Origin of the sequence: Pseudomonas sp. B111 (genome assembly GCF_026428275.1) — a bacterium.
Lineage (GTDB): Bacteria > Pseudomonadota > Gammaproteobacteria > Pseudomonadales > Pseudomonadaceae > Pseudomonas > Pseudomonas aeruginosa.
On record NZ_CP097857.1, the window covers coordinates 5,080,895 to 5,099,362 of the forward strand.

Below are 18,468 nucleotides of genomic sequence, written 5' to 3' on the forward strand. Positions count from 1 at the left end.
AAGGAGAGCTAGCTTACATGGAGACACCCACTACCCCCCGGAGCACCCTGAATCCTCCGGTCTTCTATACCTCCGCCGCCCTGATCCTGGCCCTGGTGCTGTTCACCGTGCTCCTCCAGGAAGAAGCGCAATCGCTGTTCAACCACGTCCAGCAATGGATCATCACCAACGCCAGCTGGTTCTACGTACTGGCCGTGGCGCTGATCCTGATCAGCGTGGTGTTCCTCGCCGTCAGCCGCTACGGCGACATCAAACTCGGCCCCGACCACAGTCGTCCCGACTACCGCAACACCACCTGGTTCGCCATGCTGTTCTCCGCCGGCATGGGCATCGGTCTGATGTTCTTCGGCGTTGCCGAACCGGTGATGCACTTCACCACCCCACCGGTAGGCGAGCCGAACACCGTGCAGGCGGCGAAGGAAGCGATGAAGCTGACCTTCTTCCACTGGGGCCTGCATGCCTGGGCGATCTACGCCATCGTCGCGCTGATCCTGGCCTTCTTCAGCTATCGCCACGGCCTGCCGCTGACCCTGCGCTCGGCGCTGTATCCGCTGATCGGCGAACGTATCTACGGCCCCATCGGCCACGCGGTGGATATCTTCGCGATCATCGGCACCGTGTTCGGCGTGGCGACTTCGCTCGGCTACGGCGTGCTGCAGATCAACAGCGGCCTGCACCACCTGTTCGGCTGGCCGGTGAACCAGACCGTGCAGATCGCCCTGATCGCCGCCACCTGCGGCCTCGCCACGCTCTCGGTGGCCAGCGGACTGGACCGCGGCATCCGCATCCTGTCCGAGCTGAACCTGAGCCTGGCGGTGATCCTGCTGCTCTTCGTGCTGGTCCTCGGGCCGACCGTGTTCCTCCTGCAAACCTACGTGCAGAACACCGGGGCCTACCTGTCCGACATCGTCAACAAGACCTTCAACCTGTACGCCTACGAGCCCACCGACTGGATCGGCGGCTGGACCCTGCTGTACTGGGGCTGGTGGCTGTCCTGGTCGCCCTTCGTCGGCCTGTTCATCGCCCGTATCTCGCGCGGCCGCACGATCCGCGAGTTCGTCTGCGGCGTGCTGTTCGTCCCGGCCGGCTTCACCCTGCTGTGGATGACGGTGTTCGGCGATACCGCCATCCACATGGTCCTGCAGGAGGGCTTCACCCAGTTGGCCGAAGTGGTCAACCAGGACAGTTCGGTGGCGCTGTTCGCCTTCCTCGAGCACTTCCCGCTGGGCAGCGTGATCTCGCTGGTGGCGGTGCTGATGGTGGTGGTGTTCTTCGTCACCTCGGCCGACTCCGGCGCGCTGGTGGTGGACATGCTGGCCTCCAGCGGCAAGGACCACTCGCCGCTCTGGCAGCGGATATTCTGGTCGGTGCTGATGGGCGTGGTGGCCATCGCCCTGCTCCTCGCCGATGGCCTCAAGGCGCTGCAAACCGCGACCATCGCCAGCGCGCTGCCATTCTCCATCGTGCTCCTGGCGTCGATCTGGGGCCTGTTCAAGGCGCTGCACCTGGATGCCACCAAGCGCGGCATCCGCTACCAGGCGCTGACCTTCTCCCGCCCCACCACGCGCAGCGGCGCAAGCGAGGGCGACGGTTGGCAGCGCCGCCTGCGCAACATCGCCATGTTCCCGAGGCGCAGCCACGTCAACCGCTTCATCACCGATGTGGCGCGACCGGCCTGCGAGGACGTCGCCGCCGAACTGCGCAAGCAGGGCTACGAAGTCCAGGTGCAGGACGGCGAGGACGGCCGGGTTCGGCTGGAAGTCAGCCACGGCGGCGAGGTCGATTTCATCTACGAGGTGCGTCCGCGCGCCTTCACCACGCCGAGCTTCGTGATGCGCGACACCGAGGACAGCAGCGAGTCGCGCAAGTATTTCCGCGCCGAGGTCCATCTCCAGGAAGGCGGCCAGGACTACGACATCATGGGCTGGAGCCGCGACGGCGTGATCGGCGACATCCTCGATCAGTACGAGCGGCACATGCACTTCCTGCACGTGGTGCGCTGAGGGATGCGGGGGCCGGCCAATGCCGGCCCCTCGCCGTTTCGCTTACTGGATCTGCTCCGGGGTGACGATCACCCAGTTCCTGTCCGCCGTCACCGGCAGGCCGGCCTTGGCCTGGGCGGCGGAATGCTGCTTGATCATGCCGTTGATCTGCTCCATGTACTTGGCCTTGCGGTTGACCCACAGGTGCACGCCGTTTTCCGCGGTGCCGTTGAACAGCATGTAACCGTCGCTGTCCGGGGTATCGCCGGCGACCAGGATCGGCCGCTTCCAACGGTCGATGTAGGTGAGGATCGCAGCCTGCTTGCCGGCCATCCAGGTCGCCGGGGTCCACAGGTAGGGGGTCACCTCCAGGTCGAGGTTGGCCTTGGGATCGTACTTGCCCTCGGCGATCTGCTTGCGCGCGGTGGTCAGCTCGCCGGTCTTGCGGTTCTTCAGCAGGGTGGTGACGCCGATGACGTTCTCCGGCTTGGCGTTGTAGCCATACCTGGGGTCCGCCGCGACCATCCGCACCAGTTCCTCGTGGGCCGCGCTGATCACGTAGACCTCGATGCCGTTTTCCATCAGCTTGTTGTACAGCTCGCGCTGGCCGCTGAACACGCGCGGCGGCTCGACGTCGAGCGTGGCGAGCTTGTCGCCGTCGTAATAGGTGGCGGGGATCGGCTTGCCGTAGGCCATCAGTTCGTCGACATAGCCCTTCAGTTCCCTGAGGGTGAAGCCTGAGAACACCTGGGCGACCCAGGGATAGCAGACCATGTCGTCGATCTCGCAAAGCCGGTAGTAGTAGCTGAACAGGCTCTCCTTGTGCCCGGCCTGGTCCTTGAACGGGATCAGTTTCAGCGAAGGGTCGAGCCTGTCGCGGGTCAGCACGCCCTTCATTTCCAGATAGGGCAGCAGCGATTCTTCCAGGTCGTAGCGATAGCTGGTGTTGTCCATGTCGAACACGGCGTAGGCGCCCTTGTTCGCGTTGGCCTCGATCAGCGCATTCAGTTGCCTGGCGGCAGGGGCCGGCCAGTGCTCGAGTTCGGTGGCGCTGGCCTGGCCGACTGCGGCGGCGAGCGCCAGCGCGGCGAGTATTCCTTTGGCGAAGGTCATGGCGGGTTCCTTTGGGCGGTTGGAAGGAAGCTCCGTCCCCTGCCGCTCCCGACAGGCAACGACCAACGACCCTAGCGCAAACCCTGCGCCCGGCCCAGCGACGGCAGCGACCTGTAACGTCGCGTCAGCGCCAGGAGTTGTCCGGCGGCGTCACGCCAGCCGCTCGACGACGGGCAGACGCATCGCCGCCACCTCCGCGAGGAGGAAGTCGCGCAATCGCTGGAAGCGTTCCTGTCCCCTGCGGGCGCGAGGCCAGACCAGGTGATAGCTTTCGCCGCTGGCCACCGCCACCGGCCAGGGCAGGCCGATGCGGCCCTGGGCAACATCCTCGGCGACCATCACCAGGTCGCCGATGGACACGCCATAGCCTCGTGCGGCGGCGACGATACCCAGTTCCAGCGTGTCGAACACCTGGCCGCCCTTGAGCGACACCTCGTCCCCCAGCCCAGTCCGCTGCAGCCAGCGTCGCCAGTCGCGACGATCCGGCGTGGGGTGCAGCAGCTCGCTGTCACGCAGGCGTTGGAGGGTCCAGGGCTCCACGGCCTCGTCGGGATCGCAGACCGGCACCAGCCATTCGGCGAACAGCGCTGCCGTTTCCCATTCCGGGCTGAACTGGCCGCTGCCCAGCAACACCGCGCAGTCGAAAGGCTCGCGCTGGAAATCCACCGAGTCCACATCCATCCAGGCACTGGTGAGCTGCACCTCGATATCCGGGTTCAGGTGGCGGAAGCGGCTCAGGCGCGGTAGCAGCCAGCGCAGGGTAAGGGTGGAAGGCGCCTTCAGGCGCAGGGTGGCGTCGTCCACGCGCAGGGCGGTGCAGGCCCGTTCCAGCGCATCGAAGCCGTCGCGCAGCCCGGGCAGTAGCAGGCGTGCCGGCTCGGTCAGCTGCAACTGGCGGCCATGGCGCTCGAACAGACGACAACCGAAGTGCTCCTCCAGGGTACGGATGTGCCGGCTCACCGCGCTCTGGGTTATCGCCAGTTCCTCGCCGGCGCGGGTGAAAGAGGCGTGCCGGGCGGCAGCCTCGAAGGCGCGCAGGGCATACAGCGGGGGCAGGCGACGGGTCATTGGGGAATTACCTCTTTCATGACTTTTACTCATGCCTGGCATCTTGTTTTTCCTTTTGTGGAGCCATGCCAGCCGCACCGAGAATAGCCGCATTCTCAACGCCGACAGGCCATCGCGGCAACCATCTCCTCCTGAGCCTTACTCATCCATGTCCTCACCATCCCTCGTCGAACTCAAAGCCATCCTGCGCCTGGCGGGCCCGTTGATCGCCGCCCAGCTGGCCTATGTCGCCATGGTCTTCACCGACACCGTGATGATGGGCAAGCTCGGCCCCGACGCGCTGGCCGCCGGCGGCCTGGGCGCGGTCAGCTACGCCTTCGTCTCGACGTTCTGTGTCGGCGTGGTGGCAGCGGTCGGCAACCTGGTGGCGATCCGTCACGGCTGCGACGACGCCGCTGGCGCCGCCGCGGCCGCTCGCTCCGGACTCTGGGTCGGCGCCGCGCTGGCCCTGGCCGCCGGCCTGCTGCTATGGAACCTGCGGCCGCTGCTGCTGCTCTTCGGCCAGGCGCCGCAGACGGTGGACGGCGCCATGCAGTTCCTCCACAGCCTGACATTCGCCCTGCCCGGCTACATGGCCTTCATGGTCCTGCGCGGCTTCACCAGCGCCATCGACCGCGCCGGCCCGGTGATGGCGATCAGCGTGCTCGGCGCGCTGGCCAACCTGGCTCTCAACTATTCCTTCATAGAAGGCCTGTTCGGCCTGCCGCGCCTGGGCCTGGCCGGTATCGGCCTGGTCACCGCCCTCGTCATGAACTGCATGCCGCTGCTGCTGGCCCTGTATATCCGCCTGCAGCCGGCCTATGCCGAGTACTCGCTGCTGCGCGGACTGGGACGGCCGCAGCGGGCGATGGTCGAGGAGATACTGCGCCTGGGGCTGCCCATCGGTGGCACCTACGCGGTGGAGTCGGGGATGTTCACGGTCGCCACCCTGTGTATGGGCATCATCGGCGATCACGCCCTGGCCGCGCACCAGATCGCCATCCAGGCGGTATACGTGGCGTTCATGGTGCCGGTGGGGTTGTCGTACGCCACCACCTACCGCATCGGCCAGCATTTCGGCGCCGGCCGCCTGCTCGAAGCACGCCGCGCCGGGCGTGTCGGCATCGGCTTCGGCGCGCTGTGCATGCTGCTCTTCGCCGGGCTCTTCTGGTGGATGCCGGAGGCCATCATCGGCCTGTTCCTCGACCGCGACGCCCCGGCCAACCGGGAGGTGGCCGCGATGGCCGTCTCGCTGCTGGCGATCGCCGCCTGGTTCGAGCTGTTCGACGGCACCCAGAACGTCGCCATGGGCGCGATCCGCGGTCTCAAGGACGCCCGCACCACCTTCCTGGTCGGCCTGGCCTGCTACTGGCTGGTCGGCGTGCCGCTGGCCTGCCTGCTGGCGTTCGCGGCCGGCTGGGGCGCCGCGGGCGTCTGGTGGGGGCTGGCCGGCGGCCTGGCCTGCGCGGCCATTGGCCTGACCCTGGCCTTCGAGTGGAAGACCGCGCGGTTGCTGCCGAAAGCCACGGCCAGCGAGGCGTCGGCGCTCAATTGCCGAGCGGCTGGCCGCGGTGCGCCGAGCGCTCGCCTATGCCCAGGAAACGCGCCAGTTCCGCCAACGGCAGCGGCGGACTGATCCAGTAGCCCTGCACCTGGTCGCAACCGAAATCGCGCAACTGCTCCTGCTGGCGCAGGGTCTCCACGCCTTCGGCAACCACTTCCAGGTTGAGGTTGTGCGCCAGGTTGATCATCGCCCGCACCAGTTGGAAGTTTTCCGCCCGCTGGTCCATGCCGCCGACGAAGCTGCGGTCGATCTTCAACAGGGTGATCGGCAGGCTATTGAGGTGGACGAAGGACGAGAAACCGGTGCCGAAGTCGTCCAGCGAAAAGCGCACGCCCAGTTGGCCGAGCGCCTGCATGGTCTGCAGCACCTGGTCGCTGCGCCGCATCACGGCGGTCTCGGTCAGTTCGAACTCGAGCCAGCGCGCGTCGACGCCGTGCTCTTCGATCAACCGTTGCAGGGTCGGCAGCAACTGGCTGTCCTGGAACTGGCGGAACGACAGGTTCACCGCCATGTGCAACGGCTCCAGGCCGCGCCCGTTGAGCCACTGCATGTCGCGCAGGGCGCGGGCGATGACCCAGTAGCCGAGCGGCACGATCAGCCCGCTCTCCTCGGCCAGCGGGACGAACTCGCTGGGCGTGAGCAGGCCCCGCTCGCCGTGGCGCCAGCGCACCAGCGCCTCCAGGCCGACGATGCGCCCGCTGTCCAGGCACAGTCGCGGCTGGTAGTGCAGCTCCAGCTCGTCGCGACGCAGCGCCCGGCGCAGTTCGGCTTCGAGGTCGGCGAGGCTGCGCACGCCACGGTTGATGCGTTCGTCGAAGACATGGAAGGTGCAACCCTGGCGGCTCTTGGCCTGCTGCATGGCGATGTGCGCATGCCACATCAGCGGGTCGGCACCTTCGTCGGCACGGGCATGGGCGAGTCCCAGGCTGCAACCCAGCAACAGGCTCTCGCCATCGATCCAGTAGGGCTCGCCGAGGCATTCGACGATGCGTTCGGCGACCCGCTCGGCGCGTTGCGGATCGCGACGGGTGTCCAGTAGCAGGGCGAACTCGTCGCTGCCCAGGCGCGCCAGGCTGTCACCGTTCTCCATGAAGCCGCGCAGGCGGTTGACCACCTGCAGGATCAGGCGGTCGCCGCCCTGGTGGCCGAGGGAATCGTTGACGTGACGGAAGTTGTCCAGGTCGAGGTGGCCGAGCACCAGGCCACGCCCGTCGAATTCGCTGAGGCGCGCCGCGAGCAGGGTCTGGAAGCCCTGGCGGTTGGCGATGCCGGTCAGCGGATCCTGCTCGGCGAGCAGTTGCAGGGTCGCCTGCAAGCCCAGGCGCTCGCGCGCGTAGCGCAGGCAGCGGCGCAGGCTGTCCTCGGAGAGCTGTTCGGCGGCCAGCCAGTCGACCACCCCGACCGGCGCCTGCGCCGGCTCCTGCTGCAACAGCAGGATCACCGGCCAGGGACAGGGAGTCCCCAGCGGCAGGCAGGCCGGCGTGGCCAGGAGCAGCCCGCGGGGCTCGGCGGCGAACAGGGTGGCCGCGCCCTCCCAGGTGGTGACGATGCTCAGCGAAAAGGCAGGCCCCAGCGCTCTCAGGCGTTCACCTAGCAGTGGCGCCCAGTCCGGCGTATCCGCCAGAAGGAGCAGGCGCAAGGGTTCTGCGGGCGCTGACAAGCAACCTCCAAAGTTTTAAGAATCTTCGTAAAGAACGAACGGCATCATCCTAATGCGGTAGGGAATCTACAGCAAAATGGCGTGAACGATCTCGGGATCGGTCACAGCTTGCACGCTAATTCTCGCGGATGCCAGCCAGCCTGTTAGAATACGCCCCCGCTTCAACCCTCTCTTCCGGCCTGTTCCTATGTCCCGACTCAATCCCCGGCAGCAAGAAGCCGTGAACTACGTCGGCGGTCCCCTGCTGGTCCTGGCTGGCGCCGGCTCCGGCAAGACCAGCGTGATCACCCGCAAGATCGCCTATCTCGTCCAGCAGTGCGGTATCCGCGCCCAGTACATCGTCGCCGTGACCTTCACCAACAAGGCCGCGCGGGAGATGAAGGAGCGCGTCGGCACCCTGCTGCGCGGCGGCGAGGGCAAGGGCCTGACCGTCTCGACCTTCCACAACCTCGGCCTGAACATCATCCGCAAGGAACACGAGCGGCTCGGCTACAAGCCCGGTTTCTCGATCTTCGACGAGTCGGACATCAAGGCGCTGCTGACCGACATCATGCAGAAGGAGTATTCCGGGGACGACGGCGTCGACGAGATCAAGAACTACATCGGCGCCTGGAAGAACGACCTGATCCTTCCGGAGGAGGCGCTGGAAAAGGCCCGCAACCCCAAGGAGCAGACCGCCGCGATCGTCTACCTGCATTACCAGCGCACCCTGCGTGCCTACAACGCGGTGGACTTCGACGACCTGATCCTGCAACCGGTGAAGCTGTTCCAGGAACATCCGGACGTCCTCCAGAAGTGGCAGAACAAGGTGCGCTACATGCTGGTGGACGAGTACCAGGACACCAACGCCAGCCAGTACCTGCTGGTCAAGCTGCTGGTGAAGGACCGCGCCCAGTTCACCGTGGTCGGCGACGACGACCAGTCGATCTACGCCTGGCGCGGCGCGCGCCCGGAAAACCTGATGCAGCTGAAGGAAGACTTCCCTTCGCTGAAGGTGGTGATGCTGGAGCAGAACTACCGCTCCACCAGCCGCATCCTCAAGTGCGCGAACGTCCTCATCGCCAACAACCCGCACGTATTCGAGAAGCAGTTGTGGAGCGAGATGGGCCACGGCGATCCGATCCGGGTGATCCGCTGCCGCAACGAGGACGCCGAAGCCGAGCGCATCGCCATGGAGATCCTCACCCTGCACCTGCGCACCGAGCGGCCGTACAGCGAGTTCGCCATCCTCTACCGTGGCAACCACCAGGCCAAGCTGATGGAGCTGAAGCTCCAGCACCACCAGATTCCCTATCGGCTCTCTGGCGGCACCAGCTTCTTCGGGCGCCAGGAAGTGAAGGACCTGATGTCCTACTTCCGCCTGCTGGTGAACCCCGACGACGACAACGCCTTCCTCAGGGTGATCAACGTGCCGCGCCGGGAAATCGGTTCGGCGACCCTGGAGAAGCTCGGCAACTACGCCACCCAGCGCAAGATCTCGATGTACGCCGCCTGCGACGAGATGGGCCTGGCCGAGCACCTCGACAGCCGTTTCCACGAACGCCTGCAACGCTTCAAGCGCTGGATGGACGGTATCCGCCGACAGTGCGCGGAGAACGAGCCGATCGCCGTGCTGCGCAGCATGGTGATGGACATCGACTACGAGAACTGGCTGCGGCAGAACGCCTCCAGCGACAAGGTCGCCGAATTCCGCATGAGCAACGTCTGGTTCCTCATCGAGGCACTGAAGAACACCCTCGAGCGCGACGAGGAAGGCGACATGACCATCGAGCAGGCCATCGCCAAGCTGGTCCTGCGCGACATGCTGGAGCGCCAGCAGGAAGAAGAGGAAGGCGCCGAAGGCGTGCAGATGATGACCCTGCACGCGTCGAAGGGGCTGGAGTTCCCCTACGTGTTCATCATGGGCATGGAGGAAGAGATCCTGCCCCACCGTTCCAGCATCGAGGCCGACACGGTGGAAGAGGAGCGCCGCCTGGCCTACGTCGGCATCACCCGCGCGCGGCAGAACCTGGCGATGACCTTCGCCGCCAAGCGCAAGCAATACGGCGAGATCATCGACTGCTCGCCGAGCCGCTTCCTCGACGAACTGCCCCCCGAAGACCTCGAATGGGAAGGCATGGAAGACGCCCCGCAAGAGGTCAAGGCGGCCAAGGGCAACGCCGCCCTCGCCGACATCCGCGCCATGCTCAAGCGCTGAGCCCGCCGCGCCTCGACTGTCTCGATTTTCACAAAAGTGTCTTGCCCGATGCCTAGCCTCGGGCGAGGAACTTTTGCCGCTCCACGCGCGACCAAAATTAGCTAGCTAACGAATTCCATTCGAGGACAGCTTCATGTCGAGCAAGAAAGTCGCCGAGATCGTCGTGGAAACCCTGGAAGCCGCCGGCGTCCGCCATTGCTATGGCATCGTCGGCGACACCCTCAACCATGTCACCGACGCCATCCATCGCAGCCAGATCCAGTGGGTCCACGTGCGCCACGAAGAGGCGGCGGCCTTCGCCGCGGGCGCCGAGTCCTACATCAGCGGACGCCTGACCGCCTGCGCCGGCTCCTGCGGACCGGGCAGCCTGCACTTCATCAACGGCGTCTACGAGGCCCAGCGCAACCGCGCGCCGATGGTGCTGATCGCCAGCCAGATCGTCACCCCGCAACTGGGCATGGAGTTTCCCCAGGAGGTCGACTTCAAGGCGGTCTACGCCAGTTGCTCGGTGTTCTGCGAGCAGGTGCACAGCCCGGAACAGGCGCGCCGGGTGGTGGCCCTGGCCTGCCAGGCGGCGCTCAACCGGCGCGGCGTGGCGGTGGTGATCCTGCCGGCCGACATCAGCCAGGCCACGGTGAAGGACGACCTGCCGTTCTCGGTGCATTTCCCGCAACCGGTGCTGCGCCCCAGCGACGCCGAACTGCAGGACATCGCCCGCCTGCTGGCCCACGGCAAGAAGATCGGCATCTACGCCGGCTCCGGCTGCCAGGGCGCCCACGACCTGCTGGTGGCCCTCGCCGACCGCCTCAAGGCGCCCATCGCGCACACGTCGCGGGCCAAGGACTTCGTCGAGTACGACAACCCCTTCAACATGGGCATGACCGGTATGCTCGGGATCGAGTCCGGCTTCCACATGATGACCGAGTGCGACACCCTCCTGCTGCTCGGCGCCGACTTCGCCTGGGCGCAGTTCTATCCGCAGAAGGCCACCCTGATCCAGGTCGACCGCGACGGCAGCCACCTGGGTCGCCGCCACCCCGTCGATCTCGGCGTGGTCGGCGACGTGATCCCCACCCTCGAGGCGCTCCTGCCGCTGCTCGAAGTCCGCGAGGAACGCAGCTTCCTCGACGAATGCCTGGAGCACCGCGAGCGCTCGCTGCGGACGCTGGAAAAAGAGGAGCAAGCCGGCAAGGGCGAGCTGATCCACCCCCAGCACCTGGTCAGCCTGCTCGACCAGCACGCCAGCGAGGACGCCCTGTTCACCGCCGACGGCGGCTCGGCGATGGTCTGGCTGTTGCGTCACATCCACAGCAACGGCAAGCGCCGCACCCTCACCAGCCTGGTCCACGGCACCATGGCCAACGCCATGCCCCAGGCGCTGGGACTGAAGAAGGCCTACCCCGAGCGCCAGGTGATCTCGATCTCCGGCGACGGCGGCCTGGCCATGCTGCTCGGCGACCTGCTGACGGCCATCCAGGAAAAACTGCCGATCAAGGTAGTGGTGCTGAACAATGCCTCGCTGAACTTCGTCGAGCTGGAACAGAAGGTCGAGGGCCTGCTGGACAACTACACCGACCTGCTCAACCCGGACTTCGCCCGGCTCGCCGAGGTGATCGGCTTCCACGGACGCAAGGTGACGCGCTCCGAGGATCTCGAGGCGGCGGTGCAGGAGTTCCTCGCCCAGCCCGGTCCGGCGCTGCTGGACGTGCATACCAACCCTGCGGAGCTGGTGATGCCGCCGAAGATCGAGTTCGGCCAGGTCGCCGACACCGCCCTCTACGCCGCCAAGGCCGTGCTCAGCGGGCGCTTCAAGGACGTCGAGACGCTACTGGTGAACAACCTGCTGAAATGAGCCGGCAGCGGCGCGGCCCGCCTGCCACGGGGCCGCGCCGGGCAGGCGCGGATTCCTGACCGCTCGATCATGTTCGCTCGTCCGAGAGAACGTCGCGCGCGGCGCCGGCTGGCGGTACAATGCCGCGCTTCATCAGCGACAGCCGCTTCGCAGGAAGCCACCCGTGGACATTCTCAAAGACAAAATCCGCTCGGAAGGCATCGTCCTTTCCGAGCATGTACTCAAGGTCGACGCCTTTCTCAACCACCAGATCGACCCGCAGCTGATGCAGCAGGTCGGTCACGCGTTCGCCACGCGCTTCCGCGACCAGGGCATCACCAAGATCGTCACCATCGAGGCTTCCGGCATCGCCCCGGCGGTCATGGCCGGCCTGGAGCTGGGCGTCCCGGTGATCTTCGCCCGCAAGTACCAGTCGCTGACCCTGAAGGACAACCTGTACATCTCCAAGGTGTTCTCCTTCACCAAGCAGACCGAGAGCACCATCGCCATCTCGGCCAAGCACCTGAACGCCCACGACCACGTGCTGGTGATCGACGACTTCCTCGCCAACGGCCATGCCGCCAAGGCGCTGATCGACCTGATCGGCCAGGCCGGCGCGAGCATCGCCGGGCTCGGCATCGTCATCGAGAAATCCTTCCAGGATGGCCGCGCCCTGCTGGAAAGCGAAGGCTACCGGGTCGAGTCCCTGGCCCGGGTGAAATCGCTGGCAGGCGGCCAGGTCGAGTTCCTCGACTGAGCGCCACTCAGCCCCGCTCTTCCTGGCTGGCCCGCAGGCCGGCCAGCAACAAGCGCTGGTAGAGTTCCTCGCGAAGCCCCTGCGGATCGTCCAGATCCATGCGCCGCAGATGCGCCGGGTAGGCTTCTGGCTCCGGCGCGTCCAGGGTCGCCTTGCCCAGTTCGAGGATCTCGCTCAGCTTCAGCTTGCGCTTGAGCCAACCCAACGCCCGCAGCAGGTCCTGCTCGACCTCGTCGAAATCGCTGCCCAGGGGAAACTCCGGCAGCGCCGCTGCGTGGGCCTGGTGCAAGGCCTGCAGGCGCTCCGGGGTATTGTTGCGATAGCGTTCGGGCAGGACGAAATCCTTCGGCAGCTTGCCGGCCGACTGGGCCTGCTCGGCCAGCGCCTGCTGGAAGCGCGAGTCGGCGATGGCCAGCAGCGCGGCGATCACTTCCGCGTCATTCTTGCCGCGCAGGTCGGCGATCCCATACTCGGTCACCACCATGTCACGCAAGTGCCGGGGAATGGTGGTGTGGGCGTACTGCCAGACGATGTTCGAACTGACTTCCCCGCCGGATTCGCGCCAGCTACGCAGCATCAGGATCGAACGTGCGCCCTCCAGCTCGTGGGCCTGGGCGACGAAGTTGTACTGCCCGCCGACGCCACTGAGCACCCGGCCGTCCTCCAGCTGGTCGGCGACCCCGGCGCCGAGCAAGGTCACGGTGAAGGCGCTGTTGATGAAGCGCGCGTCGCGCCGCTGCAGGCGCTTCAGCTCTTCCTGGCGGTACAGGTTGTTGACGAAGCCGATGCCGGTCATGCCGATCCCGGCGCGCTCTTCCAGCGACATCTCGCGCAGGCGCCGGTAGAACGCCAACGGACCGAGGAAGAAGCCGCCGTGCAACCACACCCCGCCCTCCACCGGCGCCTCACCGCGCTCGGCGGCACGCTGTCGCGCTTCGTCGGGGTAGACCCGGCGGCTCAGCACGCCGGCCTCGGCCAGCGCCAGCAGACCCGGCACGAACATCTCGCTGCAACCGTAGAGCCCCCGGCGGAACGGCTCCAGGCCGCCGTCGCGCTCGACCGTCTCGGCCCAGCGCGCACGCACCCCCAGCTCGTCGATCAACGCCCGGTAGGTGGCGTTGTCGCGCTGGCGCAGCAGCAAGGCGGCGGTCAGCGCGTCGCCCATCGAGCCGATGCCGATCTGCAGGGTCCCGCCGTCGCGCACCAGCGCGCTGGCGTGGAGGCCGATGCAGTGGTCCTGCAGGTTGACCGGCATGTTCGGCGTGGAGAACAGCCGGCTGCTTTCCGCCGGCGCGTCGATCAGCAGGTCGAATACCGACTCCTCGACCTCGGCGTCGCCCGGCAGGTAGGGCAGGTCATCGTGGACCACGCCGATGGCGACGATGGTCTCGCCGGCGGCGCGACGCTTCTCCAGCATCGGCAGGAGGTCCAGGGTGATATCCGGGTTGCAGGCCAGGCTCAGCTTGCCCGGCCGCTCGGGATGCCGCGCCACCAGTTGGGCCACCGCGTTGACGCCCTTGGCGTTGATGTCGCGGGCGACGTGGCTGTAGTTGCAACTGATGTAGTGCTGCTGCGCCGGCGCGCTGTCCAGCAGACTGCCGGGCTGCAGGTAGAACTCCTCGACGCGGATGTTCGCCGGCAGTTCGTCGCGGCGCAGGGCGTGCAGGTAATCCAGCTCCGGGTAGTCGGCGAAGACCCGTTCGGCGAAAGGCTCGAGGAAGCGCCGCTGCAGGTCGCCGCCAGCGGCGGGACGCCCCAGGGAAAGCGCGGTATACAGCGTCAGCTGGCGCTCCGGCAGGGTCCGCAGGCGCTGGTACAACGCATTGACCAGTCGGTTGGGCTTACCCAGCCCGAGGGGCAGGCCCATGCGGATCGGGCCCTCAATGGTCTGCAGCAAGTGATCGACTGCGGCGTCGATGGAACAGGTTCGGCTCAAGACGATGCCCTCCGGCGAATGGGTAGCCGGAAGTTTGGACCCTGTTTGCCGGCGGGACGATCCGCCAGCGGGAAAAACCCGCACCGCGGATACGAAAAAGCCGCCAGGAGGCGGCTTTTCGCGACACTGTCCCGGCGTTGTTACAGACCGGACATATGCTTGATCGCGGCTTTCAGCTCGTCGTCCGAGCAATCGGCGCAGGTGCCTTTCGGCGGCATGGCGTTGATACCGGAAATCGCCTTGGCCAGCAGGCCATCGAGGCCGCCCTGCTCCTTGGCGCGCTTGCCCCACTCGGCCTTGTCGCCAACCTTCGGCGCGCCCAGCAGGCCAGTGCCGTGGCAGGTGTTGCAGGTCTTGCCGACGATGTCTTCGCCGGAACGCGCACCGCCGCCACCGGCGGCTGCCGCGACGGCGCCGACGCCTTCGCATTCCTTGCCTTGTACGCAGACCTTGCCTACCGGCTCGAGGCGCTTGGCGATCGCATCGTCAGTGGTCGTAGCCTGAGCGCTTACAGCCCACAGGGCCAACACGGCAGCTTGGGCCGCCAGCATTTTTTTAATCAGGTTCACCCTTACACCCTCATCGTGGCTTATCACACCCGGGCACGATACCGATCACTGCGGGCCGCGCGGGCGGGCGCAAGTATAACGGCAAAGAAAGCCCGGCAGAAACAATTGCACACCCTCGCAAAGCCTTGCGGCATTAGGTCGCAGCCCCGCATGCCCCTTGTCGGCCGGCGCCCTTCGGGCCCGGCGGGGTCTTGTGCTTCAGGTCAGAAATTTGCGGGCGTGGTGGCGCTGATCAAGCGTGCCGGCACATCGTAGGGATTGCGAAAACGGTGCGGCTTGTTGCTCTCGAAATAGTAGCTGTCGCCGCGCTCGAGCACATAGGTCTCGCTGCCAACGGTCAGTTCCAGGCGCCCGTCGACCAGCACCCCAGCCTCCTCGCCTTCGTGGTTGAGCATTTCCTCGCCGGTGTCGGAGCCCGGCGGGTAGGTTTCGTCGAGGAAGGCGATCGCCCGGCTCGGGTGCGCCTTACCCACCAGGCGCATGGACACCGCGCCGCTGGAAATGTCGATCAGTTCGTCTGCCTTGTAGACAACCTGGGTATGGCTGTCCTGCTCCAGGTCCAGGGAGAAGAACTCCACCAGGGACATGGGGATACCGCCCAGCACCTTCTTCAGCGAACTGATGGAAGGGCTCACGCTGTTTTTCTCGATCATCGAGATAGTGCTGTTGGTGACACCCGCCCGTTTGGCGAGTTCGCGCTGGGAAAGACCTTTGAGCTTTCGGATGGTTTGCAGACGAGCACCGACGTCCAAGGGTGGAGTCCTCCTTATTCTTCTGGCAGGCAAGGCAAAACGAGGCCACACACGGCTGGCGACCCCAAGTCGGCCGTATCATGGCAACACTGTTCAGTATTTACAACAGATCGGTCGACATGCCTGCGCAAAGAATTCGGAAAGTTTTTTTCAAGCCCCGGAATAGACGCGCGGCACCCTTTTCAGGTTGCACAGCAGTTGGTAGGGAATGCTGCCGAACTGCGCCGCCAGGGCGCCGACCGGCACGTTCGGGCCCCATAGTTCGACCCGGCTGCCCAGCCCGGCCTGGGGATGGTCGGTAAGGTCGACGGTGAGCATGTCCATCGATACCCGGCCAACCAGGCGCCCCGGCTTGCCGTCGATGAACACCAGGGTGCCGTCGGCGGCGTGCCGCGGGTAGCCATCGGCGTAGCCCATGGCGACCACGCCGATGCGCTGGCTACGCTCGGTGCTGTAGCGCGCGCCGTAGCCGACCGGTTCGCCGGCCGGCAGGTCGCGGACGCTGATCACCTTCGATTCCAGGGTCATCACCGGGCGCAAGCGGTCGGCCAGCGGATGTGCGCGCTCGAACGGCGTGGCTCCGTAGAGCAGGATGCCCGGACGTACCCAATCGCTGGGCACCTTCGGCCAGCCGAGCACGGCTGGCGAATTGCGCAGGCTGATCTCGCCTTCCAGGCCCTGGCTCGCGGTCGCGAAGGCGGCGAGCTGTTCCTCGGTGCGCGGGCAATCCAGTTCGTCGGCGCGGGAGAAGTGACTCATCATCACGATCTTCGCCACCTTGCCGCTGGCCCGCAGGCGCTCGTGGGCGGCGCGGAAGTCCTCGGGGAAGAAGCCGACGCGGTGCATGCCCGAATCCATCTTCAGCCAGACGTTCAGCGGGCGGTCCAGGCTGGCGCGTTCGATCGCCTCCAATTGCCAGGCGCAATGCACCACGCACCAGAAGTCGTGGGCGACGATCAGCTCCAGCTCGGACGCCTCGAAGAAGCCCTCCAGCAGCAGGATCGGCTGGCGGATACCGGCCTCGCGCAGCTCCAGGCCCTCCTCGATGCAGGCCACGGCGAAGCCATCGGCCTCGGCCGCCAGCGCTTCGGCACAGCGCACCGCGCCGTGGCCGTATGCGTCCGCCTTGATCACCGCGAGCGCACGGGCGCCGGTGGCCTCGCGGGCCAGCCGATAGTTGTGACGAAGGGCTTGCAGGTCGATCAGGGCACGGGCGGGGCGCATGGCGACGGGTCTCTCTTCAGCGAGGTGCGGCATCGCGCACCTTTCATCAGGCGAAAAAAAGCCCGGCTCTCCGGCCGGGCCAGACAAAACTCAGGGCAGCGCAGCGACCACCGACATCTCTACCAGGATCTCCGGCTCGCAGAGCTTGGCTTCGACGGTGGCGCGCGCCGGCGCGACGCCGCGCGGCAGCCACTGGTCCCAGACGCGGTTCATGCCTTCGAAGTCGGCGTCGATGTCCTTCAGGTAGATGGTCACCGAGAGGATCCGGGTCTTGTCGGTGCCGGCCTCTTCCAGCAGACGCTCGATGGCCGCCAGGGTCTCGCGGGTCTGCTGCTCGACGCCCGCGGACATGTCCTCGCCCACCTGGCCCGCCAGGTAGACGGTGCCGTTGTGGACGACGATCTGGCTCATACGTTCGTTAGTGTGCTGGCGCTGGATGGGCATTCTTGGCGTTCTCCGGGGAATTGCTGTAGCGGGAAATATCCAGGCCTTCGGTGCTGATCTGCGGGCGCTTCTTCGCCATCAGGTCGGCCAGGTAGCGACCCGACCCGCAGGCCATGGTCCAACCCAGGGTGCCGTGGCCGGTATTGAGGAACAGGTTGCGGTAGCGGGTGGCGCCGACGATCGGGGTGCCATCCGGGGTCGCCGGGCGCAGGCCGGTCCAGAAGGTCGCCTGGCTGATGTCGCCGCCCTCGGGATAGAGGTCGGTGGTGATCATTTCCAGGGTTTCGCGGCGGCGCGGGTTCAGCGACAGGTCGAAGCCGGCGATTTCCGCCATGCCGCCGACGCGGATGCGCTGGTCGAAGCGGGTGATCGCCACCTTGTAGGTCTCGTCGAGGATGGTCGAGGTCGGCGCCATCTCCGGGTTGGTGATCGGCACGGTCAGCGAGTAGCCCTTCAGCGGATAGACCGGAGCCTTGATACCCAGCGGCTTGAGCAGTTGCGGCGAGTAGCTGCCCAGGGCCAGCACGTAGTGGTCGGCGGTGAGCAATTCGCCGTTGACCAGCACGCCGTTGATGCGGTCGCCGGCGAAGTCCAGGCGTTCGATGTTCTGGCCGAAGCGGAACTCCACGCCCAGGCCCTTGGCCATTTCCGCCAGGCGGGTGGTGAACAGCTGGCAGTCGCCAGTCTGGTCGTTGGGCAGGCGCAGGGCGCCGACCAGCTTGTCGGCGACCTTGGCCAGGGCCGGCTCGACGCGGGCGATGCCGTCGCGGTCGAGAACCTCGTAGGGCACGCCGGAGCGCTCGAGCACGGCGATGTCCTTGCCGGCGGCGTCCAGCTGCGCCTGGGTGCGGAACAGTTGGGTGGTGCCGAGGGTGCGGCCCTCGTAGGCGATGCCGGTCTCGGCGCGCAGTTCGTCGAGGCAATCGCGGCTGTACTCGGACAGGCGGACCATGCGCTCCTTGTTCACCGCGTAGCGCTCGGCGGTGCAGTTGCGCAGCATCTGCAGCATCCAGGCGTACTGGCTGGGATCGGAGGTGAGCTTGATGGCCAGCGGCGCGTGCTTTTCCAGCAGCCACTTCATGGCCTTCAGAGGAATGCCCGGGGCTGCCCAGGGCGAAGCGTAGCCGGGAGACACCTGGCCGGCGTTGGCGAAGCTGGTTTCCAGCGCGGGACCGTCCTGACGGTCGACCACCACCACCTCGAACCCGGCTCGGGCCAGGTAATACGCACTGGCGGTACCGATGACACCGCTGCCAAGGACCAGAACTCGCATTGTCGCCTCCCACGTCGCGGAGGAACCGCGGACGTTTGTTATTTTGAGCGTGTAGATGCGCGCAGTATAGGAAGAGGCAGGCAGAAATAATCACCAATTTTAGGCGGTTACTCAGGTAA

The 18,468-nt window shown here is 66.3% G+C and carries 14 protein-coding genes; 5 read left to right on the forward strand and 9 right to left on the reverse strand.

Going from position 1 to position 18,468, the window contains the following annotated elements; all coding sequences use genetic code 11:
- Positions 1 to 17 precede the first annotated feature (17 nt).
- Positions 18 to 2,003 (forward strand): choline BCCT transporter BetT, encoded by a 1,986-nt coding sequence (gene betT / locus M6E97_RS23530; RefSeq protein WP_003096496.1) that lies wholly within the window; start codon positions 18 to 20, stop codon positions 2,001 to 2,003.
- A gap of 42 nt (positions 2,004 to 2,045) precedes the next feature.
- On the opposite strand, the gene pchP is transcribed toward betT, so the two are convergent.
- Both pchP and M6E97_RS23540 read right to left on the reverse strand, forming a co-directional pair.
- Entirely contained in the window at positions 2,046 to 3,095 is a 1,050-nt protein-coding gene (gene pchP / locus M6E97_RS23535) for a phosphorylcholine phosphatase (RefSeq protein WP_003110458.1), read from the reverse strand.
- A gap of 150 nt (positions 3,096 to 3,245) precedes the next feature.
- Positions 3,246 to 4,163 carry a LysR substrate-binding domain-containing protein gene (locus tag M6E97_RS23540; protein ID WP_004352313.1) on the reverse strand — a complete coding sequence of 306 codons (918 nt, stop codon included), beginning with the start codon at positions 4,161 to 4,163 and terminating at the stop codon, positions 3,246 to 3,248.
- A gap of 148 nt (positions 4,164 to 4,311) precedes the next feature.
- Between M6E97_RS23540 and M6E97_RS23545 the strand changes: the two genes are divergently transcribed.
- Positions 4,312 to 5,778 (forward strand): NorM family multidrug efflux MATE transporter, encoded by a 1,467-nt coding sequence (locus M6E97_RS23545; RefSeq protein WP_033939536.1) that lies wholly within the window; start codon positions 4,312 to 4,314, stop codon positions 5,776 to 5,778.
- Here M6E97_RS23545 and M6E97_RS23550 read toward each other — a convergent pair.
- Positions 5,690 to 7,366 carry a putative bifunctional diguanylate cyclase/phosphodiesterase gene (locus M6E97_RS23550; protein ID WP_003121292.1) on the reverse strand — a complete coding sequence of 559 codons (1,677 nt, stop codon included), beginning with the start codon at positions 7,364 to 7,366 and terminating at the stop codon, positions 5,690 to 5,692. The genes M6E97_RS23545 and M6E97_RS23550 overlap by 89 nt on opposite strands.
- A gap of 187 nt (positions 7,367 to 7,553) precedes the next feature.
- On the opposite strand from M6E97_RS23550, the gene rep reads away from it, so the two are divergent.
- The 3 genes from rep (at position 7,554) to M6E97_RS23565 (ending at position 12,151) form a co-directional block, all read left to right on the forward strand.
- Positions 7,554 to 9,563, forward strand: coding sequence for a DNA helicase Rep (gene rep / locus M6E97_RS23555; protein WP_003110454.1), 2,010 nt, complete (start codon positions 7,554 to 7,556; stop codon positions 9,561 to 9,563).
- 133 nt (positions 9,564 to 9,696) lie between these two features.
- Entirely contained in the window at positions 9,697 to 11,415 is a 1,719-nt protein-coding gene (locus M6E97_RS23560) for a ubiquinone-dependent pyruvate dehydrogenase (RefSeq protein WP_003096506.1), read from the forward strand.
- Positions 11,416 to 11,578: 163 nt separating this feature from the next.
- Positions 11,579 to 12,151: a xanthine phosphoribosyltransferase gene (locus M6E97_RS23565; protein ID WP_003110452.1), complete on the forward strand. Its 573-nt coding sequence runs from the start codon at positions 11,579 to 11,581 to the stop codon at positions 12,149 to 12,151.
- A 7-nt stretch (positions 12,152 to 12,158) separates the two neighbouring features.
- Here M6E97_RS23565 and M6E97_RS23570 read toward each other — a convergent pair whose 3' ends face one another.
- The 6 genes from M6E97_RS23570 to dadA form a co-directional block, all read right to left on the reverse strand.
- Complete coding sequence (locus M6E97_RS23570; RefSeq protein ID WP_073654507.1) at positions 12,159 to 14,018, reverse strand: acetyl-CoA hydrolase/transferase C-terminal domain-containing protein; 1,860 nt, start codon at positions 14,016 to 14,018, stop codon at positions 12,159 to 12,161.
- Positions 14,019 to 14,227: 209 nt separating this feature from the next.
- Positions 14,228 to 14,656, reverse strand: a complete 429-nt coding sequence (locus tag M6E97_RS23575) for a c-type cytochrome (RefSeq protein ID WP_003096511.1) — start codon at positions 14,654 to 14,656, stop codon at positions 14,228 to 14,230.
- Between the two features lie 203 nt (positions 14,657 to 14,859).
- Positions 14,860 to 15,408: a cupin domain-containing protein gene (locus M6E97_RS23580; RefSeq protein ID WP_003096513.1), complete on the reverse strand. Its 549-nt coding sequence runs from the start codon at positions 15,406 to 15,408 to the stop codon at positions 14,860 to 14,862.
- Between the two features lie 150 nt (positions 15,409 to 15,558).
- Positions 15,559 to 16,632 (reverse strand): alanine racemase, encoded by a 1,074-nt coding sequence (gene alr, locus M6E97_RS23585; RefSeq protein WP_033939533.1) that lies wholly within the window; start codon positions 16,630 to 16,632, stop codon positions 15,559 to 15,561.
- A gap of 90 nt (positions 16,633 to 16,722) precedes the next feature.
- Positions 16,723 to 17,076 carry a RidA family protein gene (locus tag M6E97_RS23590; RefSeq protein WP_003098273.1) on the reverse strand — a complete coding sequence of 118 codons (354 nt, stop codon included), beginning with the start codon at positions 17,074 to 17,076 and terminating at the stop codon, positions 16,723 to 16,725.
- Positions 17,051 to 18,349: a D-amino acid dehydrogenase gene (dadA, locus tag M6E97_RS23595; protein WP_003098274.1), complete on the reverse strand. Its 1,299-nt coding sequence runs from the start codon at positions 18,347 to 18,349 to the stop codon at positions 17,051 to 17,053. The genes M6E97_RS23590 and dadA overlap by 26 nt, the downstream gene beginning before the upstream one ends.
- Between the last annotated feature and the right edge of the window lie 119 nt (positions 18,350 to 18,468).